Genomic DNA, 21,043 nt, shown 5'->3' with positions numbered 1-21,043 from the left:
GAGTAATAAATGATCACAGCTTTTATGCTATTTACAATTCACTATTCATCACTTCCTGTTATTGGTATGCAATATAAAGATTTTGTTACAAATTAAAGGCCCAAAACGTCTTTCATTCCGAAGTTTCCTTTTTTATCTTTGATCCATTCGGCAGCTACTACAGCTCCTAATGCAAAACCGTTTCTGTTGAAAGCAGTGTGTTTGATCTCGATTTCGTCTACCTCGCTTCTGTAATATACGCTGTGGGTTCCCGGAACCTCATCTTCTCTTACCGCAAAAATCCCCAGCTGATTACCTTGTGTTTCTTCCAGTTTCCAAGCTTCAAATTTAGGGTTGTTCTGAATAATACCTTCTGCTATAGAAATAGCAGTACCACTTGGAGCGTCTTTTTTATGAATGTGATGTATTTCTTCTAACTGACAAGAATATTCATCAACGTTTTTCATAAGAGCTGCCAGTTTTTCGTTTAAAGCAAAGAACAAGTTAACGCCTAAACTAAAATTGGAACCATATAAGAATGCGGTATTATTTTCTAAAGCAAGTTTTTCTACTTCAGCTTTTTGATCCAGCCAGCCTGTAGTTCCACAAATGACAGGAATCTTATTTTGAAGACAGGCTTTAATATTTTCAAATGCAACTTCCGGCAGAGAGAACTCTATGACAACATCCGGATTGTTAAGATTTTCAGCAGTGGGAGTTTCCTTCAGGCGGGCCACTATTTCATGACCTCTTTTCTGTGCGATCTCATCAATGATCTTCCCCATTTTACCATAACCCACTAATGCTATTTTCATATGCTTTTTCTTTTATAATGTACCGTATAAAAACGGTTACCTGTTTATGTGTTGTAACTAAAATCTATAACTTAGGCTAAGTCCTGTTTTTGGTGCACTATAACCGTATTGATCCTGAATAACCGTTGGTTTGAAACTAAGATCCGGGTCGTGGCGGCTTTCGTAAAGGTGTGCATCTACTACGGCATCCAAAATATTCAGAATATAAATTAATCCTGTAATGGCAATAGCATAGTCTCTTTGTCTTTTGGATCTGTCCTGAGCATTCCCTAAAGCTCTCTTATCTAAAAACGGATGACTGTCTACAAACTCATTAGGAGTTCCATTAAGTTTCGCGACATAGTATTCACGGTATTTTCTGTATTGATTATCATTCCAGACAGCAATTCCTACTCCGGCTCCTACAGCTCCCCATACGATAGGAATTTTCCAGTATTTTTTGTTATAGAATTGTCCTAATCCGGGAAATACAGCTGAATACAGACCAGCTCTTGTCGGATTAAGCTTTATTGTTTTTTTGGTTGGGCCATTGGCTTTTTCCAGATCTTCAATAATCTTGGCTTCCGTTTTGCCTGGTTTTAAGACAGGGGGTTCAGCTTTCGGAGGAGCCTGCATCCGAACGGTATCAATTGGACTAACTTGTGAGTAAGCTATAGCAGCAATACACAAGAAAAATGTGAAAAATATTTTCTTCATTTATTTAATATGGGATAAAATATATTCCAGCTCTTCTTCATTTTTAAAGTCCAGAACAATTTTACCTTTTTTACCATTTCCAGAAGTTTTAATTTCAACTTTTACATCAAGGATGTCTGCAATTGTCTTCTGAACTTTTTTATAATTATTGGAGAGTTCCACACTCGCTTTTTTAGCAGCGGGAGATTTTGGATTCTTCAGAGCAGCAGCAGCCTGCTCAGCCTGACGAACGTTTAATTTTTCTTTAATAATAAGTTCGAACAGAATCTGCTGATCTTCTTCGCTTTCAAGGCTGATAATTGCTCTTCCATGACCTGCGGAGATCTCGCCACTTCTAATGGCATTCTGAATATCCGGATTTAACCTTAACAATCTGATAGAATTGGTAATAGTACTTCTGTCTTTTCCTATTCTCTGGCTCAGGTTTTCCTGAGTAAGACCAATTTCTTCCAAAAGCCTGTGATAAGTTAAAGCGATTTCTATGGCATCAAGGTCTTCTCTCTGGATATTTTCAACAAGAGCCATCTCAAGAAGCTCCTGATCGTTTACTAAACGGATATAGGCAGGAATAGTCGTAAACCCTGCAATTTTACTTGCTCTGTAACGTCTTTCCCCAGATATGATTTCGAATTTCTCACCGTCTTTTCTTAAGGTAATCGGCTGAATTACCCCTAAGTTGGTAATAGACTGTGCAAGTTCGTTTAATGCTTTTTCATCAAAATAAGTTCTCGGCTGCGTAGGATTCGGATAAATATCTTCAAGCGCAACTTCGACAATATTTCCTACAAACTTATCTGCTCCCTCATCGGTAGCTGAATTGATTGTTGCTTTGGATTCTGCACTTAAAATGGCGCCCAAACCGCGGCCCATAGCTCTTTTTTTGTCCTTCATAGATAATTGATAAATGATGTTTGAGAAGTGATGTTTAACATTCACTCACTGGCCATTTATTATTAATTTAATTCTTTACTAAATTTTCATTCTTCAACAGAACTTCTTCAGCCAACTGAATGTACTGAACAGCTCCTTTACTTTCTGCATCATAGTTCAGGATACTTTCTCCAAAACTTGGTGCTTCACTTAATCTTACGTTTCTGCTGATGATGGTTTCAAAAACCATTTCAGGGAAGTGAAGATTTACTTCTTCCACCACTTGGTTAGACAGTCTTAGTCTGCTGTCGTACATAGTAAGAAGAAGACCTTCTATCCCAAGATCTTTGTTGTGGATTTTCTGAACATTTTTAACGGTGTTCAAAAGTTTTCCAAGTCCTTCTAGTGCAAAGTATTCGCATTGGATAGGAATAATTACAGAATCTGCCGCTGTAAGGGCATTTACGGTAATAAGACCTAAGCTTGGTGCACAGTCGATAATGATATAGTCATAATCGTCTCTTACACTGGCGAGTGCTTTTTTCAGCATATATTCACGATCTTCTTTGTCTACCAATTCAATTTCGGCAGCGACAAGGTCGATGTGAGACGGAATAATATCCAAATTCGGGGTAGCAGTTCTCTTGATACAAACTCTTGTATCTGCGCTATGCTCCAATAGATTATATGTAGAGTACTGAACATCTTCAACGCCAAGACCTGATGTAGCATTCGCCTGAGGGTCAGCGTCAATGATCAAAATTTTCTTTTCCAATACTCCTAATGCTGCTGCCAAGTTTACGGCGGTTGTTGTTTTACCAACTCCTCCTTTTTGATTAGCAATACCTATGATTTTTGCCATTATTCGAACTTTAAGTTTCAAAAATACACTTTTTTCTTTGCTCCCGATGAATGGTGAAAATTAAAATTGAGTTAAAATACTGTTAATAAGCTTTTTAACGATTAAAAAAATTATCCACAAAAAAAAATCTTTGTGGATAACTATTCAATTTTTGTTTTCAGGATCAATTAATCAAACTTCATGGAGATCGGAAATTTGAAATAACTTCTTACATATTCTCCTTTTTTGTTTTTAGCAGGAGTCCATTTTCCTTTGTTTGAGATTGATTTAATTGTTCTTATTGCCTCATTATTAAAGTCGGCATTGGTTCCATTAGCTTTTACCCCTGAGATCGTACCGTCCATTTCTACAATAAAGGTGACTGTCGTTTTTACAACATCTTCTGATTCGAATCCTGAACCATCAAAGTTGCTCATTACTTTATTTCTAAAGGAATCTATTCCTCCCACAAAACTGGCTTCTACACCTAGTTCTCCAGATTCCAAAATTTTATTTTTATCCACCGGATCAGAAATTACTGGCGGCGGCGTATTGATTACAGGACCTGTTCCTACTGATACTGTTGGAACATTAGGTGTATTAGGTGTTACCGGATCTCCTTTAAAATGATCGACAAAACCTGCTACAGCATCATCAGGAATGGGATCTTTTTTCACATTATCCTGAGCTGTACTTGATGGCGTAGGTACAGTACTGTCAAACGTTTTCTTATTGGAAGATACTGTAGGAGCTACGGGAGTAATTTTCACTGGCGGCTTAACCTGCTCCGGTATTTCCGGTATAAAATCAATTATAACACCTTCTGGGCCTTTTGCAGTAGGCTCTACCTTAAGTGCAGAAATCACAAATGGTGTAATGGATACTGCTGCCATTAAGCTTATTCCTACAAAAAGTGCTTTGGTTAATATTTTATCTGATTCGCTTCTTAATACATAGGCTCCGTAATCTTTGTTACGGTGTTCAAAAAGAACTTCGTTAAAACGAAATTCCTGGTTTTGGTTATGGTGTTTCATCACTACTACTATTTAAACTGTTAAAAAAAGATTATTAGTTTGTTAGTTCTTATCGATAAGCAATGTTTCAATATCAAATCATCTGCCAAAAAATTATCAAAACAACATAATATTAGAAAATTTTATGATAAAGTATCAATTTTAACATTTATAGACCTTAAAAATTGATACAGAAAAATCATAACCTACACCATTTATCATAAAAAAAGCGCAGGCCATCATTTTGATGGCCTGCGCTTTTATATATATTCAAAGAACTATTAGAATAATTCTTTTCTGATAATATTCTGACTTCTTTCCGGTCCTACAGAAACCAGGTATACATTAATGCCTAAATACTTCTCAATAAACTCGATGTATTTCTGAGCAGTGTCAGGAAGTTCATCATAGCTTCTTGCTTTTGTAATATCTTCGCTCCAACCTGGTAAATCCTGATAGATTGGTTCGTAGTTGTATAATTTTTCTGTTGAAGAAGTGAAATAATCGATAATTTTTCCGTCTTCAGTTTTATAATGTGTTACTACTTTCAGGTTTTCGATTCCCGTAAGAACGTCTAATTTTGTGATCACAAGGTTGTTGATTCCGTTGATCATACAAGCGTGCTTTAAAGAAACAAGGTCTAACCAACCTGTTCTTCTTGGTCTCCCTGTAGTCGCTCCGAACTCACCTCCAATTTGCCTGATCTTCTCTCCTAGCTCGTTATCTAATTCAGATGGGAAAGGCCCATTTCCTACTCTTGTACAGTAAGCTTTAGCTACCCCAATAAGGTTCTGAAGTGATGTTGGTGGCACTCCTGCTCCTGAACAAACCCCTCCTGTAGATGGAGAAGATGAAGTTACGTAAGGATAAGTTCCGAAGTCGATATCAAGCATTAATGCCTGTGCTCCTTCAAATAATACATTTTTACCATCTCTGATCGCTTCGTTCAGTTCTAATTCAGTATCAACGATTCTGTCCTGAAGCTGCTTTCCGATTGCCAGATATTCGTTGTAAATTTCTTCAACATCTAATGTCGGCTTACCGTAATATTTTTCAAAAAGAGAATTCTTAACTTTTAGGTTTTTCTCAATTTTATCTCTTAAAATCTCAGGAATTAAAAGATCTACCATTCTGATCCCTACTCTTGCAATCTTATCTTCATAGCAAGGTCCGATCCCTTTCTTGGTAGTTCCGATCTGAGTTCCTCCGTGTTCCTCTTCACGGTAAGTATCCAAAAGGATGTGGTAAGGCATGATAACATGCGCTCTTCTGCTGATAAAGATGTGATCTGTTCTTAAGCCTTTGCTCTCGATCTGACCAACTTCTCTAATAAAAGATTTAGGGTTTACCACTACTCCGTTCGCAATGATACATTTCCCTTTGCATTGAAGAACTCCTGAAGGAAGAAGGTGTAGAACGAATTTTTCATCACCCACATAAACCGTGTGACCAGCGTTGTCTCCACCCTGGAAACGTACTACATAGTCCGATTTTGCTGATAAAACATCCGTGATTTTTCCTTTGCCTTCATCTCCGTACTGAAGACCTACAACTACATAAGTTGACATATTTTACTTTTGTTTTTAGATTCGTGCAAAATTACTTTTAAAAAATTGGGTGAGCAAATTTGTGGTGGATTTTATTTTTGGGTGGAAAAGTTTAGTTATTAATTTCTAATCTTTTTTCGACGAATAATAATTAAAAGAAATAGTAATGCAACAAAACAAAAAGCTAAAATCATTTCTTTATTAATTTCTTTAGTCTCAGTTTCCGTTTTAATAATATATTTATTATTTGTTATAATAATTCCGTCATCCGCATTAGAAATACCAACGGTTTGAGCTGCATTATCATAAGTCTTTTGCTCTGGAGTTCTACTTGCTCCCTCAGCAGCTTCTATTAAATCAGATGGAGCTTTTGGAATCGGAGATATAGAATTGGCAGCTTTGTTTAAAGCATTATTTTCAATATTTTGATATTGATTACTTTCCTCTTCTTGTTTTTCAGCTAAATCGTTTATTTCAATTCGTTTTTGTTTACGAACATTTAAAGCTTGTTTTATTTGCCTTATTTCTTCAGTATCATTTGAAGATTCTGTATAAAGATTATTTTCTTGTTGATATTTTTTTTCATACTCATCAAAGACTTTATTTAAATTATCCAATCTCTCTTGACAATAAGCTAAATAAAAGAATAACAGTGTCCCTAGTATTAGAATTTTCTTCATTTTTTATTTGTTTTAAACCAAATATATTCATAAAATTTACAATTATTGAACGGGAATCCGTAAGTTTAGTTTTCAAAAACACTTAAAATAAAATGCAGGAAAACTCAAAAGATGAATATCTAAAAATAGCCAAAGAATATCTTTTAAAAGAATTTGGAGATATTGTTCAAATATTCGAAGACGATATACGTGAAACTGATGACACGTTTTGTTTCCATTATCAATCTAAAAAGTTTTTTGAAACATTAAAATTTGAACACCAATTTGTTGGACAAGGTCCTTTATTTGTTTTAAAAAGAAGTAAAAAAATAATTTCCTATGGAAGCGCAACCGGAGAAAAATCTGGTCTTATTCGTATAATTAATCAATTGAATAAGGAAAGACTGATAAGAGTTTACTACAAAGATTATGATATTTGGGATGGGAAATATGACTTAATAATTAATAAAGTAGAAGATGAAGCATGTGGATTGGAAGACATAATCATTGAAAACATAGTAAATGTTTTATTAAAGCATAAAATCTGGAAAGCTAATCAATACGACAGTGATCATCCAAACGCACATTATTACACTGAAGAAGAATTAAAGGAAACTCTACTAAAATCTCCATTAATATTAAAAAGAAATTTTTGCGAGAACTTGGAAGATCTTCTTGTGGATATTATTAATAAAGATATTTACCTTGATTGGACATTATCAGAGATCAAATAATCATCATTCTGTAGTTTAAAAATCTTCAGCAAATCATTATAAATGACTCATCATGGATTTTTGTATTATTGATGAACTTATATTTCATAAAAAATTTTAATAAAAATTTCAAATTCAATGAAAAACATTTATTTAATTACTTGTATGGCTGTACTAGGGCTTACATTAAGTTTTTCACAAAAAAAAAATGAAAGCAGGAAATATCTATTAACCGGCAAAATAGTTAATGATATTTCCCTTCCTCCAGGCTGTGGATATCTTGCACAAGCTACCGTTATTGAGTTTGAAATTATAAATTCAAACTTAAAAAACTACCCCGATAAAAATATTCCAATTATCATACAGTGCCCTGAGTTTTATGGAGACGGCTTTTTTGAAAAGAACAAGACGTATACATTACATGTTATGGATAAAAGCGGTACAGATTTTGGCTGGACTATTACTAATCTAAGTGTACAAAAGAAATATAATCTGGAAAAAAAATTATGGGCTATATCTATAAAAAAAGAAGAATAGAAAATTTTTTGTTTATTCAAAAACGATTTTTTATTCCTTACCTTTGAATAGCCCCTAAAGAAGTCCTTATGCCAGTATCCCAAACATCAGCATACCTCCCATCAAAAATCAACAATGATTCGCAGCTTTTTCACACTCTGTTTTCTCCGGAAACAGCCAAAGCTACCTTACTCATTGTTCATGGGATGCAAGAACATAGCGGAAGATATGCAGAGATTGCTGAATATTTTGCAACTCATGGGATAGCTGTATTGACGTATGATCATTTGGGACACGGAAAATCGGTAAAAGAGAAAAAAGAAATTGGCTTCTTCCAACTTAATCAACCCGATGAAAGACTTGTTGCGGACGCAGAAATGATGGCGGATTATCTTGTAGAGCAATATCCGGAGGTTCCTCATTTTATTTTGGGACATTCTATGGGATCTTTTATCACCCGTTGTCTTCTTCAAAAGGCCAGTCATAAGTTTTCCGGAGCAGTTATTACAGGAACCGGTGGTCCTTTACCTGGAATAGATGTATTGAGAGGTTATTTATCTTTAGCCAATACCATCGCTCCCCGTTCCCGTACTTTTCTGAATTCTGTTTTTACGAATGTCAATAACAAACATTTTAAAAAAGATAAAGACTTCAGTGCGACCAGTTGGCTGAGTATAAATCCAAAAAACAGAAGAGATTTTGAACGGGATCCACTTTGTGGTATTCCTTTCACCAACAATGCTTTTTATACGTTGTTTACCATCTATAAAAAAGCTACGGTAAGAGACTGGGCAGCATCTATTGCTAAATCATTTCCTTTCTTATTTATAAGTGGGCAGAATGATCCTATCGGTGACTTTGGAAAAGGTGTTATGCATACGGTTGATCATTTAAAAGCAGATGGTTTTCAGAATGTAGAAGTAAAACTTTATCCTGAAATGCGTCACGAGATCCTTAATGAGGAAATAAGAGAAAAAGTGCTCAATACAATCTACGAATGGATTTCAACTCATTAAAAGTTTCCCCGGATTTATAGATTCATACCACAACAAAGTCATGAGAATACATATTTTCGGAGCCTCAGGTTCCGGCGTCACCACTTTAGGAAAAGCATTATCCCAAAAGCTTGCTATTGAATATTTTGACAGTGATGATTTTTTCTGGCTTAAGACCCCTATTCCCTTCATTGAAAGACAAAAACCAGAGATAAGAAATACGATCGTTTCTCAAAAACTTCACGCAACCGACCATTGGATCTTCGGGGGATCAATGATCAATTGGGGTGAAAATATATTTCCTGCTTTCGACCTGATCATCTTTCTTTACCTGCCTCCCGAAATAAGACTGGAAAGGTTGAAAAAAAGAGAATACGAAAGATATGGTGATGAAATTATTCATCATCCTGAAAAGGCAAAAAAATTTCAGGAATTTATAAACTGGGCCGCAGATTACGATCACAATACCGGTATTGCCAGCAGAACTTTAAAAGCGCACCTCGAATGGCTGTCTGCAATCAATACTCCTTTGCTTGAAATTTCCGGGGATCATGATGTACCGCAAAAAATGGATATTATCATGAGAACCCTACAAAACCATAACTTGCTCACCAAATAACTGATAATACACCTCTTTTACGACAACTAAGGTTTTCAGAAGGAATTGCTAATTTAGAACGTTGAAAAAAAATCAAAATCAATCCTAATGACCATAGAAGAACTTATAAAAGACAAAACTGTAAAATCAAAAGAAAAAGTAGAGATCATCAGCCAATGGATTTCAGAAAAAAACCTACCCACTGATGAATTAATCGTTTTTGCCGAAAAATCAAAAGATCCCGTAAAAGCAACCTGCATAGAAGCGCTGGAATATGCTACGAAGCAAGATCCCAATCTAGCGGATGAAACCGTATTTTTGTTTGTCACACAAACCCTTACCGAAAAAGCATCCAGAATACGATGGGAAAGCGCCAAGGTTATTGGTAATACCGCCCATTTATTTCCTAAAAACCTGGATAAAACCATTGCCAATCTGTTGGATAATACAGAACATGAAGGAACTGTGGTGCGTTGGAGCGCTGCATTCGCCCTAGGGGAAATCCTGAAACTGAAAACCCACCACAATACAACCTTATTGCCAACTCTTGAAGATATTAGTGAGAAAGAAGAAAAGAACAGCATTAAGAAAATCTATATGGATGCCATTAAAAAAACAAGAAAATAACCTTTAAAAAACAAATAAAATACAATGCAGGAAAACTCCAGAGACGAATTTATCAAAATAGCCAGAGACTACCTTTTAGAGAATGTAGGTGATGATGTTGATATATTCGAAGATGATATTGTAGAATCCGAAGATGCATTTCGTTTTCACTTCCAATCTAAAAAATTTTTAGAAACCAGAAGATTTGGAGATCAGTATGTAGGACCCGGTCCTTTGTTCGTTTTAAAAAGAAGCAAAAAAGTCATTCCTTACGGAAGTGCTTCTTTAGGAATAGCTGCCCATGTTCATTTAATCAGCAAATTAAACAAGGAAAGGCTCATTAGAATTTATCACAAAGATTATGATATTTGGGAAGGCAAATACAATCTGATCATCAATGAGATTACTGATGATCAAGAATTAGGATTTGAGGATTTCATCATTGAAGATTTTGTAAAGGTTCTTCTAAAACATAAAATTTGGGATTCTTCCCGCTATGATAGCAAGAACAATAAAAGTCATTATTATACTAAAGAAGAATTGGAACAAGCTTTAAAGACAGGCCCTCTCTTATTAAAAAGTCATTTTTGCGAGAAACTGGAAGATCTTCTTGTTGATCTCATCCATACCAATATCTATCTTGACTGGACCTTATCTGAAGCTAAATAATATTTGTCATTCCGTAGAATTATTTGGATTCTACGGAATGACAAATAGAATTAATATTGTTATTACTTTAATACAATCTCCTTCCTCACCTCAATTTCTTCCAAAAATTTCTCATCATGGGAGATCACCAGCAATGTTCCATGATAATCTTTGATGGAATTGGTGAGAATTTCCACATTCTGAAGATCTAAATTATTCGTCGGTTCATCCAGGATGATCATATCCGGAGCTTTATTGCTAATCGAAAGTCCGCAGAGAAGCAATCGTAAACGTTCTCCTCCGCTAAGAGCGCCACATTTTTTATCCCAGGTATCTTTTCCGAATAAAAATCTGGACAATAATGTCTTCACTTCAGACTCCGGCATTCCATTATCATTAAAGGTCTGCACAAAATCATACAGCGTCGATTCATTGTTGATCAAAGAATATTCCTGATCGATATACATACTGTTAAATTCTGTTTTCGTCAGAAAACCTGTAGAGGGATGATTGTTTCCCAATAGAATTTGTATTAAAGTTGTTTTCCCTGACCCATTGGCCCCTTTAATGCAAACCCTGTCTCCGCTTACGATTTCAAGATTAAGATTTTCTTTCCAAAGATTTTCTTTTCCATAGCTGAAATTGAGTTCCTCTGCTGTAATCAGAATTTTTCCGGAATGCAGCCCGGAATCACTAAAGTTCACTTTCATCTGATCCGAGTTTTTCAGCGAAGAACGCAATTCTCTGAGATCCCCGGAAATTCCGCTGATCTTTTCGGCATGAACACCTTTTAATTTGGATGTATTTTTTTCAGCGTTATTGCGTAGGGTATTCATCATGATTCTTGCAACCCCCGATTTTTCCTGCTTTCCCTTTCCTCTTGCATCCAGCTTTTGCTTTCTTTCCAAGGTTTCACGCTCTTTTTCTTTGGCTTTCTTCAATGCCCGTTCTTTCGCATGAATATCATTTTGCAATGCCTCGTCTTCTATTTCTTTTTGTTCAGCATAAAAATCAAAATTCCCTCCATACGTGGAAATTCCCTGATTGCTTAATTCAAAAATAGTATCCACCAGATTGAGCAATGCCCTGTCGTGGCTTACTAAAACAACGGTAGCTTCAGTTTTATCAATAAGCTCATATAGTAGCTTTCTACCTTCAACATCCAGGTGATTGGTAGGCTCATCCAAAATGATAACATCAGGTTGGTTGATCTGAATTCCAGCAAGAAAAACTTTCGTTTTCTGTCCTCCGCTTAAAGTTTCCAAAGATTGATGCAAAGAAAAACTATCTAATCCCCAATACTCCAAAGCCTTTTGACAGCGGTCTTCAATATCCCAATCGTCATTCAGTGTTTCGAAATAAGCTTCGTCTACTTCTCCGTTTGTAATTTTTTGAAGAGCACTCAGTTTAGCGTCTATTTGCAGACATTCTGCAATGGTATAGTGATTATAATTTCCAAACATCTGAGGAACAAAGAAAACATCACCTTTGATGTTGAGGTTTCCTTCCAAAGGCTGTATTTTGCCTGCCATAATTTTCAGCAAGGTAGATTTTCCCGTGCCATTGTTCCCAACCAAAGCAGATTTGGCGTGAGATGGTATCGTTAAATTGATATGATTGAATAGAAGATTTCCTCCCGGAAACCCAAAGGATATATTTTGTAGTAAAATCATGATTTCTTTCTTAAGAATGGTTAAACACCAATAACTCAACGGTTATTGTTTAATAAAATCTGAAAGAAATTGTATCCTACATCTCTGTATTTTTGGGTTTTAAAAGAACAAAGATAGTACAAATCCGGGATTAAACACAAAAAGATTTTAATCAAAAATCAAAAATCCGTAACTTTGCCACCTACTAAAAATTTTATGGAAAGCATTAAAGTTCACGACAAAACTTTCGTTCCTTATTTAGAGGATGCCGAAATTCAGGAAATTGTAAAAGAGACCGCATTAAGAATTTATGAGGATTATAAGGATGAAGTTCCTGTTTTCATCGGCGTTTTAAATGGCGTAATCATGTTCTTCTCAGATCTTTTAAAATACTACCCAGGAGAATGCGAGATTGCTTTCATTCAAATGAGTTCTTATGTAGGAACTGAATCTACGGGGATTGTTTACCAGAAAATGGAGCTTACAAAAGACGTAAGAGACCGTCACATTATTCTTGTGGAAGATATTGTGGATACAGGAAATACGGTTGAAAGTCTTTTCAAATATTTCAAAGAAACACAGCGTCCTAAATCTGTAAAACTGGCAAGTTTCTTATTGAAACCTGAGATTTACAAAAAAGATTTTAAGCTGGATTATATCGGAAAAGAAATTCCCAATAAATTCGTACTTGGATATGGTTTAGATTATGATGAATTAGGAAGAAACCTACCGAATCTGTATCAACTGGCAGACGGACAAATCAACCATTAAACGCTGTTGGCTATTAGCTGATAGCTTTTAGCTTAAAAATTAGAATAAAGAAATAAATTTAATAATAACTAAAAAAGCTGAAAGCAAAAGAGCAACCGCCAAAAGCTGAGAGCCAGAAGCAATATGCCATTTGCCAAAAGCGAAACAACATCATTATGATAAACATTGTTCTGTTCGGCCCTCCAGGAAGTGGAAAAGGAACACAAGCTCAGAATCTAATCGAAAAATTCAATTTAAAACAGGTTTCAACGGGTGACCTTTTCAGATACAACATGAAAAACGACACTGAACTTGGAAAATTGGCTAAATCTTACATCGATAAGGGAGAATTGGTTCCGGATCAGGTAACAACAGATATGCTGATTGATGAGCTTAGAAAACCTACCGATACCAACGGTTTTATCTTTGACGGATACCCAAGAACTGCTGCTCAGACAGAAGCCCTGGAAACAATCGTAAAAGAAGAATTGAATGATAAGATTGATATCTGTCTTGCATTGGTAGTAGAGGATAAACTTCTGGTAGAAAGACTCCTGAAAAGAGGGGAAACCAGCGGTAGAACTGATGACAGCAATGTACAGATCATTGAAAACAGAATTAAAGAATATTATTCTAAAACAGCAGAAGTAGCCGAGCTTTATAAGCAGCAGGGGAAATATGTAGAGGTAAACGGCGTTGGAGAAATTGATGAAATTTCCCAAAAACTTTTCGCTGAGGTAGAGAAAATTAAATAAGGATTTAGGATTTAGGGACTAGGATTTAGCATAGTTAAATATCTATTCCCTAATCCCTAAGGCCTAAACCCTAAAAAATATGTCAAACTTTGTAGATTACGTAAAGATCCATTGTAAAAGCGGACACGGAGGTGCTGGTTCTGCCCACCTTCGCCGAGAAAAATATATCCCTAAAGGTGGTCCTGATGGTGGTGACGGAGGTCGTGGAGGCCACGTTATCATGAGAGGGAATGCACAGGAATGGACTTTACTTCCGCTTCGTTATACCCGTCACATCAAAGCTGAACGTGGTGAAAACGGAGCGAAAAACCAGCTTACCGGAGCTGACGGTTCTGATATTTACATCGATGTTCCCATCGGAACTATCGCTAAAAATGAAGAAGGAGAAATTATCGGAGAAATTCTTGACGACAAGCAGGAAATCATTTTAATGCAGGGTGGAAAAGGTGGAAAAGGAAACGAACACTTCAAGTCTTCTACCAATCAGACGCCGAGATATGCTCAGCCAGGAATGGATGGAGAAGAAGGTTATGTTGTTTTTGAGCTTAAAATTTTAGCGGATGTGGGATTGGTTGGGTTTCCGAATGCAGGAAAGTCTACCCTTCTGGCTTCTGTTTCTGCAGCAAAACCAAAAATTGCCAATTATGCCTTTACTACGCTTACACCCAACCTTGGAATCGTAGATTACAGAAATTACAAGTCTTTTGTAATGGCCGATATCCCGGGAATTATTGAAGGAGCAGCAGAAGGAAAAGGTTTAGGGCACAGATTCCTTAGACATATTGAAAGAAACTCTATTCTTTTATTTTTAATTCCTTCCGATTCTGAAGATCATTTCAATGAATTTAAAATCCTGGAAAACGAACTGAAGGAGTACAACCCTGAACTTCTGGACAAAGATTTTATCGTTTCTGTTTCAAAATCCGATCTTTTGGATGATGAACTTAAAAAGGAAATCGCTGCCGAATTTCCGGAAAACAAACAACCGTTGTTCTTCTCAGGAGTTACAGGAGAAGGTCTTATGGAACTTAAAGACGCGATCTGGAAACAATTGCACGGATAATACGTTACGGATATATCCGAACAAAATACATCAACAGCCTCCGGTGATTCCCGAGGCTGTTTTTTTATACCATTGATTTTTCCCACCAATAAAAAAGAGGTAATCTTTTGGAACAATTATTGAGAGACCCTTCCAAATTGAAAAAATTATGAAATACCTACTAACGCTTTGTGCATTTGTATTTTTAGTATCGTGTACCACTTCTCAGAAAGTACAGTCAAAGTATTCTAAAATAGAATATGAAGCCACTCCATGCTTTGGATTCTGCCCTGTTTTTAAAATGACCATTAATGAGGATAGAACGGCTGTTTTTGAAGCGGAGCATTTTAATTTCAATGATAAACCTTCAAAAGATGAATTTTCAAAACCCCGTGAAGGAACTTTTAAAGGGACTATTAAAGAAGAAGATTATAAGAAGCTGATCACGCTATTGGATGGTTTGAATGTAAAAAGTCTGAATGATCACTACGGAACAAAAAACATCACCGATCTTCCCACCTCTTACTTAAGAATTAATTTTGCAGACGGGACTTCAAAGAATGTAGAAGATTATGGAAAACATGGGAGCGAAAAGCTTTCACAAGTGTATCAGTTTTTTGAAAATCTAAGAAAAAGTCAACGATGGACTAAAGTAGAATAGGCTATTTAAAAATATTTAAATTATTTTTGTGCAATAATTCCTTCTTTTGGGAGGAATTATATTTTTTTTGTGAAAAATTATAATAATCATTATTTACTCAAAACCATGAAGAAAAACATTCTTTTCGCTTCACTATTTGCCTTTTCAGGTTTCATGAATGCACAAACTCAACCATCTTCAAAAACTGAATCTTCTATCAGCTTTGGAGTGAAGGGGGGATACAATTTATCTACAATGAAGATTTTTGATAGTAAGCTGGACTCCAAATCTTATTTTTATGTAGGGATAGTAGCAGAACAACCATTATCTTCTAAATTCGGATTACAGGCAGAAGTACTTTACACTCAGCTTGGTGGAAAAGTTTCCTATCCGGCAGTGGCACTTATCGGAAATGATGTATCAAATATAGGAGATATCACTTATAATTACCACTTCAATCAGGTACAGGTACCTATTTCTTTGAAATATTATTTCATTCCTAATTTCTCTGCTTCTGCAGGGATGAATATTGGGTTCAATATCTCAACGAAAGTAGAAAGCAGTAACTCTATCATTGGAACTGAAAAAAGAAATTATGATGGGATAAAGACCTTAAACCTATTTCCATTTCTTGGAGCAGAATACAAGCTTAATGATCAGTTTTTTGTAGATGCGAGGTACAATTTCAATTTTATCGAGGTTAACAAAAACAACACATTCCCTGTGAAAATAGGATTTTTACAGGCCGGTGTAGGATATAGATTCAAATAAAATTATTTTCATATCAATAAAATGACCGCTTCTATCTGGGCGGTCATTTTTTATAATAAATAAGCGTTAAAAAGAGGAATTAAATTCTTAATTTTTTTTAAACTACCTTTGCAGAATGTAATTCTTTCAGACTGAAGGAATTTTTATTTAAATTTTAAAATAATTCATTTGAATTTTACAGACTTAAACTTAATAGAACCTATTGCAAAAGCAATCCAGGAGCAGGGATATACGACTCCCACTCCTATTCAGGAAAGATCTATTCCTGATATCCTGGAAGGCAGAGACTTTTTAGGTTGTGCGCAGACAGGAACAGGAAAGACGGCAGCTTTTTCCATTCCTATTCTACAGAATTTATCCAAAAATAAAATTCCCAATAAACATATAAAAGCATTAATCCTTACGCCAACCAGAGAGCTGGCTATCCAAATTGAGGAAAACATTAATGCTTACAGTAAATATCTTCCTTTAAAGCAACTTGTTATTTTCGGAGGGGTAAAGCAAGGAAACCAGGAGGCTGCTTTGAGAAAAGGCGTTGATATTCTGGTAGCTACTCCGGGAAGACTTCTTGATTTTATTGCTCAGGGAATTATCAGCCTGAAAAATCTTGAAATCTTTGTTTTGGATGAAGCAGACAGAATGCTGGATATGGGTTTTGTACATGATGTAAAAAGAATCATTAAGCTTTTGCCTCAAAGAAGACAAACTTTATTTTTCTCAGCAACCATGCCGGGAGAAATTCAGAAGCTCGCTAATTCTATCCTTAATAATCCCGTAAAAGTAGAAGTTACTCCTGTTTCTTCTACAGCAGATACGATCAAACAATCTGTATATTTCGTAGAAAAAGACAACAAACTGAATTTGCTTTCTCATATTCTTCAAAATGATATTTCAGATTCTGTATTGGTTTTTGCAAGAACGAAACACGGTGCGGATAAGATTGCCAGAAAACTTCAGAAAGATAACATTTCTGCAGAAGCTATTCACGGTAACAAGTCTCAGAATGCGAGACAGAATGCTTTAAATAACTTCAAATCCGGAAAGACAAGAGTTCTTGTGGCGACTGATATTGCAGCAAGAGGAATTGATATTGATGAACTGAAATTCGTTATCAATTTTGAATTATCTGATGTGTCCGAAACCTATGTACACCGAATCGGAAGAACAGGAAGAGCCGGTGCTGAAGGAACCTCTATCTCCTTTGTAGACGGGCTTGATCTTTTAAATTTGAAGAATACTGAAAAGCTTATTGGAAAGAAAATTCCGGTAATTAAAGACCACCCGTTCCATACTGATGATCTTGTTGCTCAGAAAAGGGATTCTAACAACAAACCTATGCATGCAGGTAGTGAGAAACCTAAAACTGGTAATAGTAATAATTCAAGACCCAATAACAACCGTAAAAAGCCTGCTGCGGGAGCTTCGGTAGGATTTAAAAAACCTAAGAATAAGAACTTCACAAGAAAAAAATAAAAGAAAGCTTTCCGATTGGAAAGCTTTTTTATTTGAATACCTTATGCTCTTTTAAACAGTTTCTCCGCGTTTTCCGTGGTGATTCTGTCTATCTCCGTAAAATCAGTCTTATAAATATCCACCAGCTTACCAGCTACCAGGTCGAGATAAGAACTTTCATTTCTTTTTCCTCTGTGAGGAACAGGAGCCAGATAAGGAGAATCTGTTTCCAGCAAGATTTTATCTAAAGGAACTTCGTTCAGGAACTGATCTATTTTTCCGTTTTTAAAAGTCACTACTCCACCAATTCCTAACATGAAATTTAGATCAATAGCATGGTGAGCCTGCTCCAGATTTCCTGAAAAACAATGGAAGATTCCTCTGAGTTTCGGATGTTTTTTCCTTTCCAGAACATCGAAAGTCTCATCGAAGCTTTCTCTTGTATGAATTACGATAGGAAGGTCTTTTTCTATCGCCCAGTCAATTTGTTGTTCAAAGGCTTTTACCTGAATATCTAAAGTTGTTTTATCCCAATAAAGGTCAATTCCTATTTCTCCAATGGCAGGAAAGTGTCTTTCATCAAGATAATTTTTTACGATTTCAAGTTCCTTTTCCCAAGATTCCGGTTTTACATAACATGGGTGCAATCCCATCATGGAGAAAATCTGGCCAGGATATTCTGTCTCCAGCAGCAGCATTTTCTCATGAGATTCTGAATCGATGGCCGGAAGATAAAATTCAGAAATTCCTTTATCTAAAGCTCTCTGAATGGCTTCTTTTCTATCTTCATCGAATTCTTCTGCGTATAAATGGGTATGTGTATCAATCATTTTTTTATAGTTTTAACAGATCTTCGTAAGGGTTTTCAAGGTTCATCAGCATTCCAAATGCAGGTTCTGTTTTGATTCCCTGTTTTTTAAGTTCTATTATTTTTTGTTTAAACTCTTCTCCTTTTTCCTGTAATATTTTGTATTCGGTAACCATATGTCTATAGGCATTCTGTTGTGTGACAGGTTGATTTTGTCCGAATATTTCAATGGGAAATTCTTCTAATGTAAAATTTACAACGATGCATTCTCTTCCTCTCATCACTATATTTTCAATGGTAAAATCAGTACCTGGAGGTATTAAGCCATTCATTTTGAAAGTGTTTAGAAAAACATCTGTGAAACGCGGATCTACCTCACAAATAATATCCAGATCGCTGCTTTCAATATCAATCTCTATTGGAACCGTTCCCGCCAATACAGGTGAATACTTTTTCAGCTTTTCCAAAATCTGATATTGAGTGAGCACCTGATAAGCTCTCTTCTGCTTTGAATTTCCATTTTTTAAGTAATCAATTCTGGTAAAATCAATCATTTAAAATATTTTATGCTTTACTTTTTCACGCTGCTTCTCGATTCTTTGTTCCAGTTTTTCACGGAACTCGATGAATTTTGGATCTTTTTTATCATTCGTTTTATGTTCCAGAGCTCGGATGATTTTAAAATTTTCCTTTATAAAACTCTGAGTATCTGCTGAAAAATAAGAGTTTCCAAATTTGTCAAAAATATAATTAACCGCCTGAGTGCTGGGATGAATCATATCTTCTTTATAAAAACGGTAATCTCTCAGATCATCCATTAAAATCTCGTACACAGGCAGATAATGACAGTCTTCAAACAGGGAAATCGACTCGTGAATGGCTGTGATAAGTTTGGATTTGCTCAACTGATTCTCAATCATTCCATCTTTGGTATGTCTTACCGGGGAAACGGTAAATAGAATCTGAACTCCTTCTTTACAAATATCTTTAAGATCTAAAATCGTCTGGTAAATTGAAGTAGTGAGTTCCTGGTGAGAAAGCAGTCTTTTTTCAAAAAATTTCTGTGGAATTTTGTGGCAGTTGGCAACGAGTTTCTGTTTCGGAACAAACTCATAAATAAATGATGATCCGTAAGTAATGATGATCCAATCGGCCTCCTGAAGGAATGCGTTTCCATCTTCAATTTCTTTATTGATCTTATCTAATGTCTGATGAATGTATCGGGTATCAAAACTGGTGTGATGGTCCAGCGAAATATATTCATCGTTATAGGTAATCAATTCCTCTTTTTCATAAAATGCTGAGTCATGAAGTCTGTTGACAGCATTCCCAATAGAGAAAGGATTAAAAATGGTTCCAAAGGGGTTATTAAGAGTCTGAAGCTGTCCGTCTTTCAGCAAATCGGTCATTTCAGAGGCAAAACATGATCCTATTGAAAATATTTTATCCTCAATTTCTATTTTTTTTACTGATGCGGGAATATCTACTTCAGTTCTGAATTTCATTATAGTTCGGTAACAATTTCTCTTTTAAGATTTACTTTAGCATATCTTGAAACTTCCACCTTATAGGCTTTGACATCCATGGATTCCGGATTTTTTTTGGATGAAAACATAATTTCATTTAAACCGAAATCATTCTTTTCAAATACTGTTTTATAATCGGATAATCCCATCAATGTTTTTTTAGTATCTTCATCAAGTTCCTTTATTTCACGAACTTTAACGATAGCAATCAGTTTTTCTCTGGTATTGATATCTTTTCTGATTTTCGGAAAATGAAAAATAAAAAAATAGCACAAAATAAAGAAAATCAAAACCGGAATTACAATAAAAAAGAACACGTTCTGAGGTCCCAGTTCGATAAAAAGAAACTCAGAATCATGAGCCATATTGCGACTTCCTCTTCTTAAAAACTTAAGAATACTTATGGGTGTAAATAAGGGAAAACATACAATAAGCGTTACATAACCAATTAATTTCAAGAATCTCGTTTTATTAGTCTCAAGGAGATTAATAAGATAAGTAAGCTCTTTTTCGTTGATTTTTTCTACGGTATACTCCATTAAATGTTTTCTAATTCTTTATATCTTTTAAAGACTTTATCAAAATGTCTTTTTGTCATCTCATTTTCATACAGATAAGTATCATAAAGCAGTATGGGAAACAGAAATGGGATATGCTCATCTGTATAACTGTTGTTTTTCACAATCTCTTTCCAGGATTCTCCTCCGAATCTTTGCTTAAAAGTACTTATGAAACCGGTCTGAACATTATAAGCCATGGTCTGTCCTAAAAATTTTGGAAGTGCGTTGATATACACTGACCTACTGAGGAGTTCTCTAATCTTTCTGTCCTTTAGTGTATAAGGGTCAAAAAGAAAATAAACCAATGCATTGACCGCTAAAACGATCAAAAACAGCTTTTCAAAGGGCATATCATTATAACCTTCTCCTGTGAGGTATCTGATAAAAAGATAAAACACAGAAATCATAATAAAATATACCTTCACAGCTTGTTTCCAGTAAAGATCAACTTCCATTACTTTTCCTGAATCTTTAAACATATAAAAACTCTGCACCGGAATCAATGGAATTCCTACTATAACAAATCTTGTCCCCAGTCCCTGATTTTTAAACTTTCTGTAGGTACGGATTACGTAATGCCCTATGATCATG

Annotated in this window: 25 protein-coding genes; 12 read left to right on the top strand and 13 right to left on the bottom strand. The window is 35.4% G+C overall.

All coding sequences use genetic code 11. The features are described from left to right. Positions 1–92: 92 nt before the first annotated feature. The 7 genes from dapB to ACQ76T_RS00185 form a co-directional block, all read right to left on the bottom strand. Positions 93–794 (bottom strand): 4-hydroxy-tetrahydrodipicolinate reductase, encoded by a 702-nt coding sequence (gene dapB, locus ACQ76T_RS00215; protein ID WP_431341348.1) that lies wholly within the window; start codon positions 792–794, stop codon positions 93–95. Between the two features lie 57 nt (positions 795–851). Then, on the bottom strand, positions 852–1,490 hold the full coding sequence (locus ACQ76T_RS00210; protein WP_431341347.1) for a DUF5683 domain-containing protein: 639 nt from the start codon (positions 1,488–1,490) through the stop codon (positions 852–854). Then, positions 1,491–2,381 (bottom strand): ParB/RepB/Spo0J family partition protein, encoded by an 891-nt coding sequence (locus tag ACQ76T_RS00205; protein ID WP_431341346.1) that lies wholly within the window; start codon positions 2,379–2,381, stop codon positions 1,491–1,493. It lies immediately after the preceding gene. A gap of 67 nt (positions 2,382–2,448) precedes the next feature. Further along, positions 2,449–3,222 (bottom strand): ParA family protein, encoded by a 774-nt coding sequence (locus ACQ76T_RS00200; RefSeq protein ID WP_422695782.1) that lies wholly within the window; start codon positions 3,220–3,222, stop codon positions 2,449–2,451. Positions 3,223–3,389: 167 nt separating this feature from the next. After that, positions 3,390–4,235 carry an energy transducer TonB gene (locus ACQ76T_RS00195; RefSeq protein ID WP_431341345.1) on the bottom strand — a complete coding sequence of 282 codons (846 nt, stop codon included), beginning with the start codon at positions 4,233–4,235 and terminating at the stop codon, positions 3,390–3,392. A 260-nt stretch (positions 4,236–4,495) separates the two neighbouring features. Next, on the bottom strand, positions 4,496–5,782 hold the full coding sequence (locus ACQ76T_RS00190) for an adenylosuccinate synthase (RefSeq protein WP_431341344.1): 1,287 nt from the start codon (positions 5,780–5,782) through the stop codon (positions 4,496–4,498). 98 nt (positions 5,783–5,880) lie between these two features. Further along, on the bottom strand, positions 5,881–6,441 hold the full coding sequence (locus ACQ76T_RS00185; RefSeq protein ID WP_431341343.1) for a hypothetical protein: 561 nt from the start codon (positions 6,439–6,441) through the stop codon (positions 5,881–5,883). 92 nt (positions 6,442–6,533) lie between these two features. Between ACQ76T_RS00185 and ACQ76T_RS00180 the strand changes: the two genes are divergently transcribed. From ACQ76T_RS00180 to ACQ76T_RS00155, 6 genes are all read left to right on the top strand, one after another. Then, complete coding sequence (locus ACQ76T_RS00180) at positions 6,534–7,154, top strand: hypothetical protein (RefSeq protein WP_431341342.1); 621 nt, start codon at positions 6,534–6,536, stop codon at positions 7,152–7,154. A gap of 117 nt (positions 7,155–7,271) precedes the next feature. Then, on the top strand, positions 7,272–7,670 hold the full coding sequence (locus ACQ76T_RS00175; RefSeq protein ID WP_431341341.1) for a hypothetical protein: 399 nt from the start codon (positions 7,272–7,274) through the stop codon (positions 7,668–7,670). A gap of 68 nt (positions 7,671–7,738) precedes the next feature. Continuing rightward, on the top strand, positions 7,739–8,665 hold the full coding sequence (locus tag ACQ76T_RS00170) for an alpha/beta fold hydrolase (RefSeq protein ID WP_431341340.1): 927 nt from the start codon (positions 7,739–7,741) through the stop codon (positions 8,663–8,665). A gap of 40 nt (positions 8,666–8,705) precedes the next feature. Next, positions 8,706–9,263, top strand: a complete 558-nt coding sequence (locus ACQ76T_RS00165) for an AAA family ATPase (RefSeq protein ID WP_431341339.1) — start codon at positions 8,706–8,708, stop codon at positions 9,261–9,263. 87 nt (positions 9,264–9,350) lie between these two features. After that, the gene (locus ACQ76T_RS00160; RefSeq protein WP_431341338.1) at positions 9,351–9,869 is read left to right on the top strand and encodes a hypothetical protein; all 519 of its coding nucleotides are present in this window, start codon (positions 9,351–9,353) and stop codon (positions 9,867–9,869) included. A 24-nt stretch (positions 9,870–9,893) separates the two neighbouring features. Then, positions 9,894–10,517 (top strand): hypothetical protein, encoded by a 624-nt coding sequence (locus ACQ76T_RS00155; protein WP_431341337.1) that lies wholly within the window; start codon positions 9,894–9,896, stop codon positions 10,515–10,517. A 62-nt stretch (positions 10,518–10,579) separates the two neighbouring features. On the opposite strand, the gene ACQ76T_RS00150 is transcribed toward ACQ76T_RS00155, so the two are convergent. Further along, entirely contained in the window at positions 10,580–12,169 is a 1,590-nt protein-coding gene (locus tag ACQ76T_RS00150; RefSeq protein ID WP_431341336.1) for an ABC-F family ATP-binding cassette domain-containing protein, read from the bottom strand. Between the two features lie 195 nt (positions 12,170–12,364). On the opposite strand from ACQ76T_RS00150, the gene ACQ76T_RS00145 reads away from it, so the two are divergent. The 6 genes from ACQ76T_RS00145 to ACQ76T_RS00120 all read left to right on the top strand — a co-directional run bounded on the left by ACQ76T_RS00145 (position 12,365) and on the right by ACQ76T_RS00120 (position 17,579). Continuing rightward, positions 12,365–12,919, top strand: coding sequence for a phosphoribosyltransferase (locus tag ACQ76T_RS00145; RefSeq protein ID WP_422695773.1), 555 nt, complete (start codon positions 12,365–12,367; stop codon positions 12,917–12,919). A 155-nt stretch (positions 12,920–13,074) separates the two neighbouring features. Beyond that, on the top strand, positions 13,075–13,653 hold the full coding sequence (locus ACQ76T_RS00140) for an adenylate kinase (protein WP_422695772.1): 579 nt from the start codon (positions 13,075–13,077) through the stop codon (positions 13,651–13,653). Between the two features lie 79 nt (positions 13,654–13,732). After that, positions 13,733–14,716: a GTPase ObgE gene (gene obgE, locus ACQ76T_RS00135; protein WP_431341335.1), complete on the top strand. Its 984-nt coding sequence runs from the start codon at positions 13,733–13,735 to the stop codon at positions 14,714–14,716. Between the two features lie 148 nt (positions 14,717–14,864). Further along, positions 14,865–15,356, top strand: coding sequence for a DUF6438 domain-containing protein (locus tag ACQ76T_RS00130; RefSeq protein WP_431341334.1), 492 nt, complete (start codon positions 14,865–14,867; stop codon positions 15,354–15,356). Positions 15,357–15,461: 105 nt separating this feature from the next. Beyond that, entirely contained in the window at positions 15,462–16,106 is a 645-nt protein-coding gene (locus ACQ76T_RS00125; RefSeq protein WP_431341333.1) for an outer membrane beta-barrel protein, read from the top strand. A 168-nt stretch (positions 16,107–16,274) separates the two neighbouring features. Then, a complete protein-coding gene (locus tag ACQ76T_RS00120) occupies positions 16,275–17,579 on the top strand; it encodes a DEAD/DEAH box helicase (protein ID WP_431341332.1) in 1,305 nt (434 codons plus the stop codon). Between the two features lie 41 nt (positions 17,580–17,620). On the opposite strand, the gene ACQ76T_RS00115 is transcribed toward ACQ76T_RS00120, so the two are convergent. The 5 genes from ACQ76T_RS00115 to ACQ76T_RS00095 are packed head-to-tail and all read right to left on the bottom strand — an operon-like array spanning position 17,621 to position 21,042. Beyond that, positions 17,621–18,388, bottom strand: a complete 768-nt coding sequence (locus ACQ76T_RS00115) for a TatD family hydrolase (protein ID WP_431341331.1) — start codon at positions 18,386–18,388, stop codon at positions 17,621–17,623. 4 nt (positions 18,389–18,392) lie between these two features. Further along, a complete protein-coding gene (locus ACQ76T_RS00110; protein ID WP_431341330.1) occupies positions 18,393–18,920 on the bottom strand; it encodes a DUF4269 domain-containing protein in 528 nt (175 codons plus the stop codon). After that, positions 18,921–19,871, bottom strand: a complete 951-nt coding sequence (locus ACQ76T_RS00105) for a GSCFA domain-containing protein (RefSeq protein ID WP_431341329.1) — start codon at positions 19,869–19,871, stop codon at positions 18,921–18,923. Then, complete coding sequence (locus ACQ76T_RS00100) at positions 19,871–20,431, bottom strand: hypothetical protein (protein WP_431341328.1); 561 nt, start codon at positions 20,429–20,431, stop codon at positions 19,871–19,873. Before ACQ76T_RS00100 ends, ACQ76T_RS00105 begins: the two co-directional genes overlap by 1 nt. Next, positions 20,431–21,042 (bottom strand): hypothetical protein, encoded by a 612-nt coding sequence (locus ACQ76T_RS00095; protein ID WP_431341327.1) that lies wholly within the window; start codon positions 21,040–21,042, stop codon positions 20,431–20,433. The genes ACQ76T_RS00100 and ACQ76T_RS00095 overlap by 1 nt, the downstream gene beginning before the upstream one ends. Between the last annotated feature and the right edge of the window lies 1 nt (position 21,043).

This window comes from Chryseobacterium sp. JK1 (genome assembly GCF_050632815.1).
In the GTDB taxonomy this organism is placed as follows: domain Bacteria; phylum Bacteroidota; class Bacteroidia; order Flavobacteriales; family Weeksellaceae; genus Chryseobacterium.
This window is presented reverse-complemented; position numbering and strand designations above follow the sequence as displayed.

What these genes read in the sequence shown, in the direction of transcription:
- ACQ76T_RS00130 (WP_431341334.1), top strand. Translation starts at nt 14,865, where the DNA reads ATGAAATACCTACTAACGCTTTGTGCATTTGTATTTTTAGTATCGTGT.
- ACQ76T_RS00205 (WP_431341346.1), bottom strand. Translation starts at nt 2,381, where the DNA reads ATGAAGGACAAAAAAAGAGCTATGGGCCGCGGTTTGGGCGCCATTTTA.
- ACQ76T_RS00210 (WP_431341347.1), bottom strand. Translation starts at nt 1,490, where the DNA reads ATGAAGAAAATATTTTTCACATTTTTCTTGTGTATTGCTGCTATAGCT.
- ACQ76T_RS00160 (WP_431341338.1), top strand. Translation starts at nt 9,351, where the DNA reads ATGACCATAGAAGAACTTATAAAAGACAAAACTGTAAAATCAAAAGAA.
- ACQ76T_RS00175 (WP_431341341.1), top strand. Translation starts at nt 7,272, where the DNA reads ATGAAAAACATTTATTTAATTACTTGTATGGCTGTACTAGGGCTTACA.
- dapB (WP_431341348.1), bottom strand. Translation starts at nt 794, where the DNA reads ATGAAAATAGCATTAGTGGGTTATGGTAAAATGGGGAAGATCATTGAT.
- ACQ76T_RS00200 (WP_422695782.1), bottom strand. Translation starts at nt 3,222, where the DNA reads ATGGCAAAAATCATAGGTATTGCTAATCAAAAAGGAGGAGTTGGTAAA.
- ACQ76T_RS00185 (WP_431341343.1), bottom strand. Translation starts at nt 6,441, where the DNA reads ATGAAGAAAATTCTAATACTAGGGACACTGTTATTCTTTTATTTAGCT.
- ACQ76T_RS00110 (WP_431341330.1), bottom strand. Translation starts at nt 18,920, where the DNA reads ATGATTGATTTTACCAGAATTGATTACTTAAAAAATGGAAATTCAAAG.
- ACQ76T_RS00095 (WP_431341327.1), bottom strand. Translation starts at nt 21,042, where the DNA reads ATGATCATAGGGCATTACGTAATCCGTACCTACAGAAAGTTTAAAAAT.
- ACQ76T_RS00195 (WP_431341345.1), bottom strand. Translation starts at nt 4,235, where the DNA reads ATGAAACACCATAACCAAAACCAGGAATTTCGTTTTAACGAAGTTCTT.
- ACQ76T_RS00180 (WP_431341342.1), top strand. Translation starts at nt 6,534, where the DNA reads ATGCAGGAAAACTCAAAAGATGAATATCTAAAAATAGCCAAAGAATAT.
- ACQ76T_RS00150 (WP_431341336.1), bottom strand. Translation starts at nt 12,169, where the DNA reads ATGATTTTACTACAAAATATATCCTTTGGGTTTCCGGGAGGAAATCTT.
- ACQ76T_RS00100 (WP_431341328.1), bottom strand. Translation starts at nt 20,431, where the DNA reads ATGGAGTATACCGTAGAAAAAATCAACGAAAAAGAGCTTACTTATCTT.
- ACQ76T_RS00145 (WP_422695773.1), top strand. Translation starts at nt 12,365, where the DNA reads ATGGAAAGCATTAAAGTTCACGACAAAACTTTCGTTCCTTATTTAGAG.
- ACQ76T_RS00170 (WP_431341340.1), top strand. Translation starts at nt 7,739, where the DNA reads ATGCCAGTATCCCAAACATCAGCATACCTCCCATCAAAAATCAACAAT.
- ACQ76T_RS00165 (WP_431341339.1), top strand. Translation starts at nt 8,706, where the DNA reads ATGAGAATACATATTTTCGGAGCCTCAGGTTCCGGCGTCACCACTTTA.
- ACQ76T_RS00115 (WP_431341331.1), bottom strand. Translation starts at nt 18,388, where the DNA reads ATGATTGATACACATACCCATTTATACGCAGAAGAATTCGATGAAGAT.
- ACQ76T_RS00105 (WP_431341329.1), bottom strand. Translation starts at nt 19,871, where the DNA reads ATGAAATTCAGAACTGAAGTAGATATTCCCGCATCAGTAAAAAAAATA.
- obgE (WP_431341335.1), top strand. Translation starts at nt 13,733, where the DNA reads ATGTCAAACTTTGTAGATTACGTAAAGATCCATTGTAAAAGCGGACAC.
- ACQ76T_RS00125 (WP_431341333.1), top strand. Translation starts at nt 15,462, where the DNA reads ATGAAGAAAAACATTCTTTTCGCTTCACTATTTGCCTTTTCAGGTTTC.
- ACQ76T_RS00140 (WP_422695772.1), top strand. Translation starts at nt 13,075, where the DNA reads ATGATAAACATTGTTCTGTTCGGCCCTCCAGGAAGTGGAAAAGGAACA.
- ACQ76T_RS00155 (WP_431341337.1), top strand. Translation starts at nt 9,894, where the DNA reads ATGCAGGAAAACTCCAGAGACGAATTTATCAAAATAGCCAGAGACTAC.
- ACQ76T_RS00190 (WP_431341344.1), bottom strand. Translation starts at nt 5,782, where the DNA reads ATGTCAACTTATGTAGTTGTAGGTCTTCAGTACGGAGATGAAGGCAAA.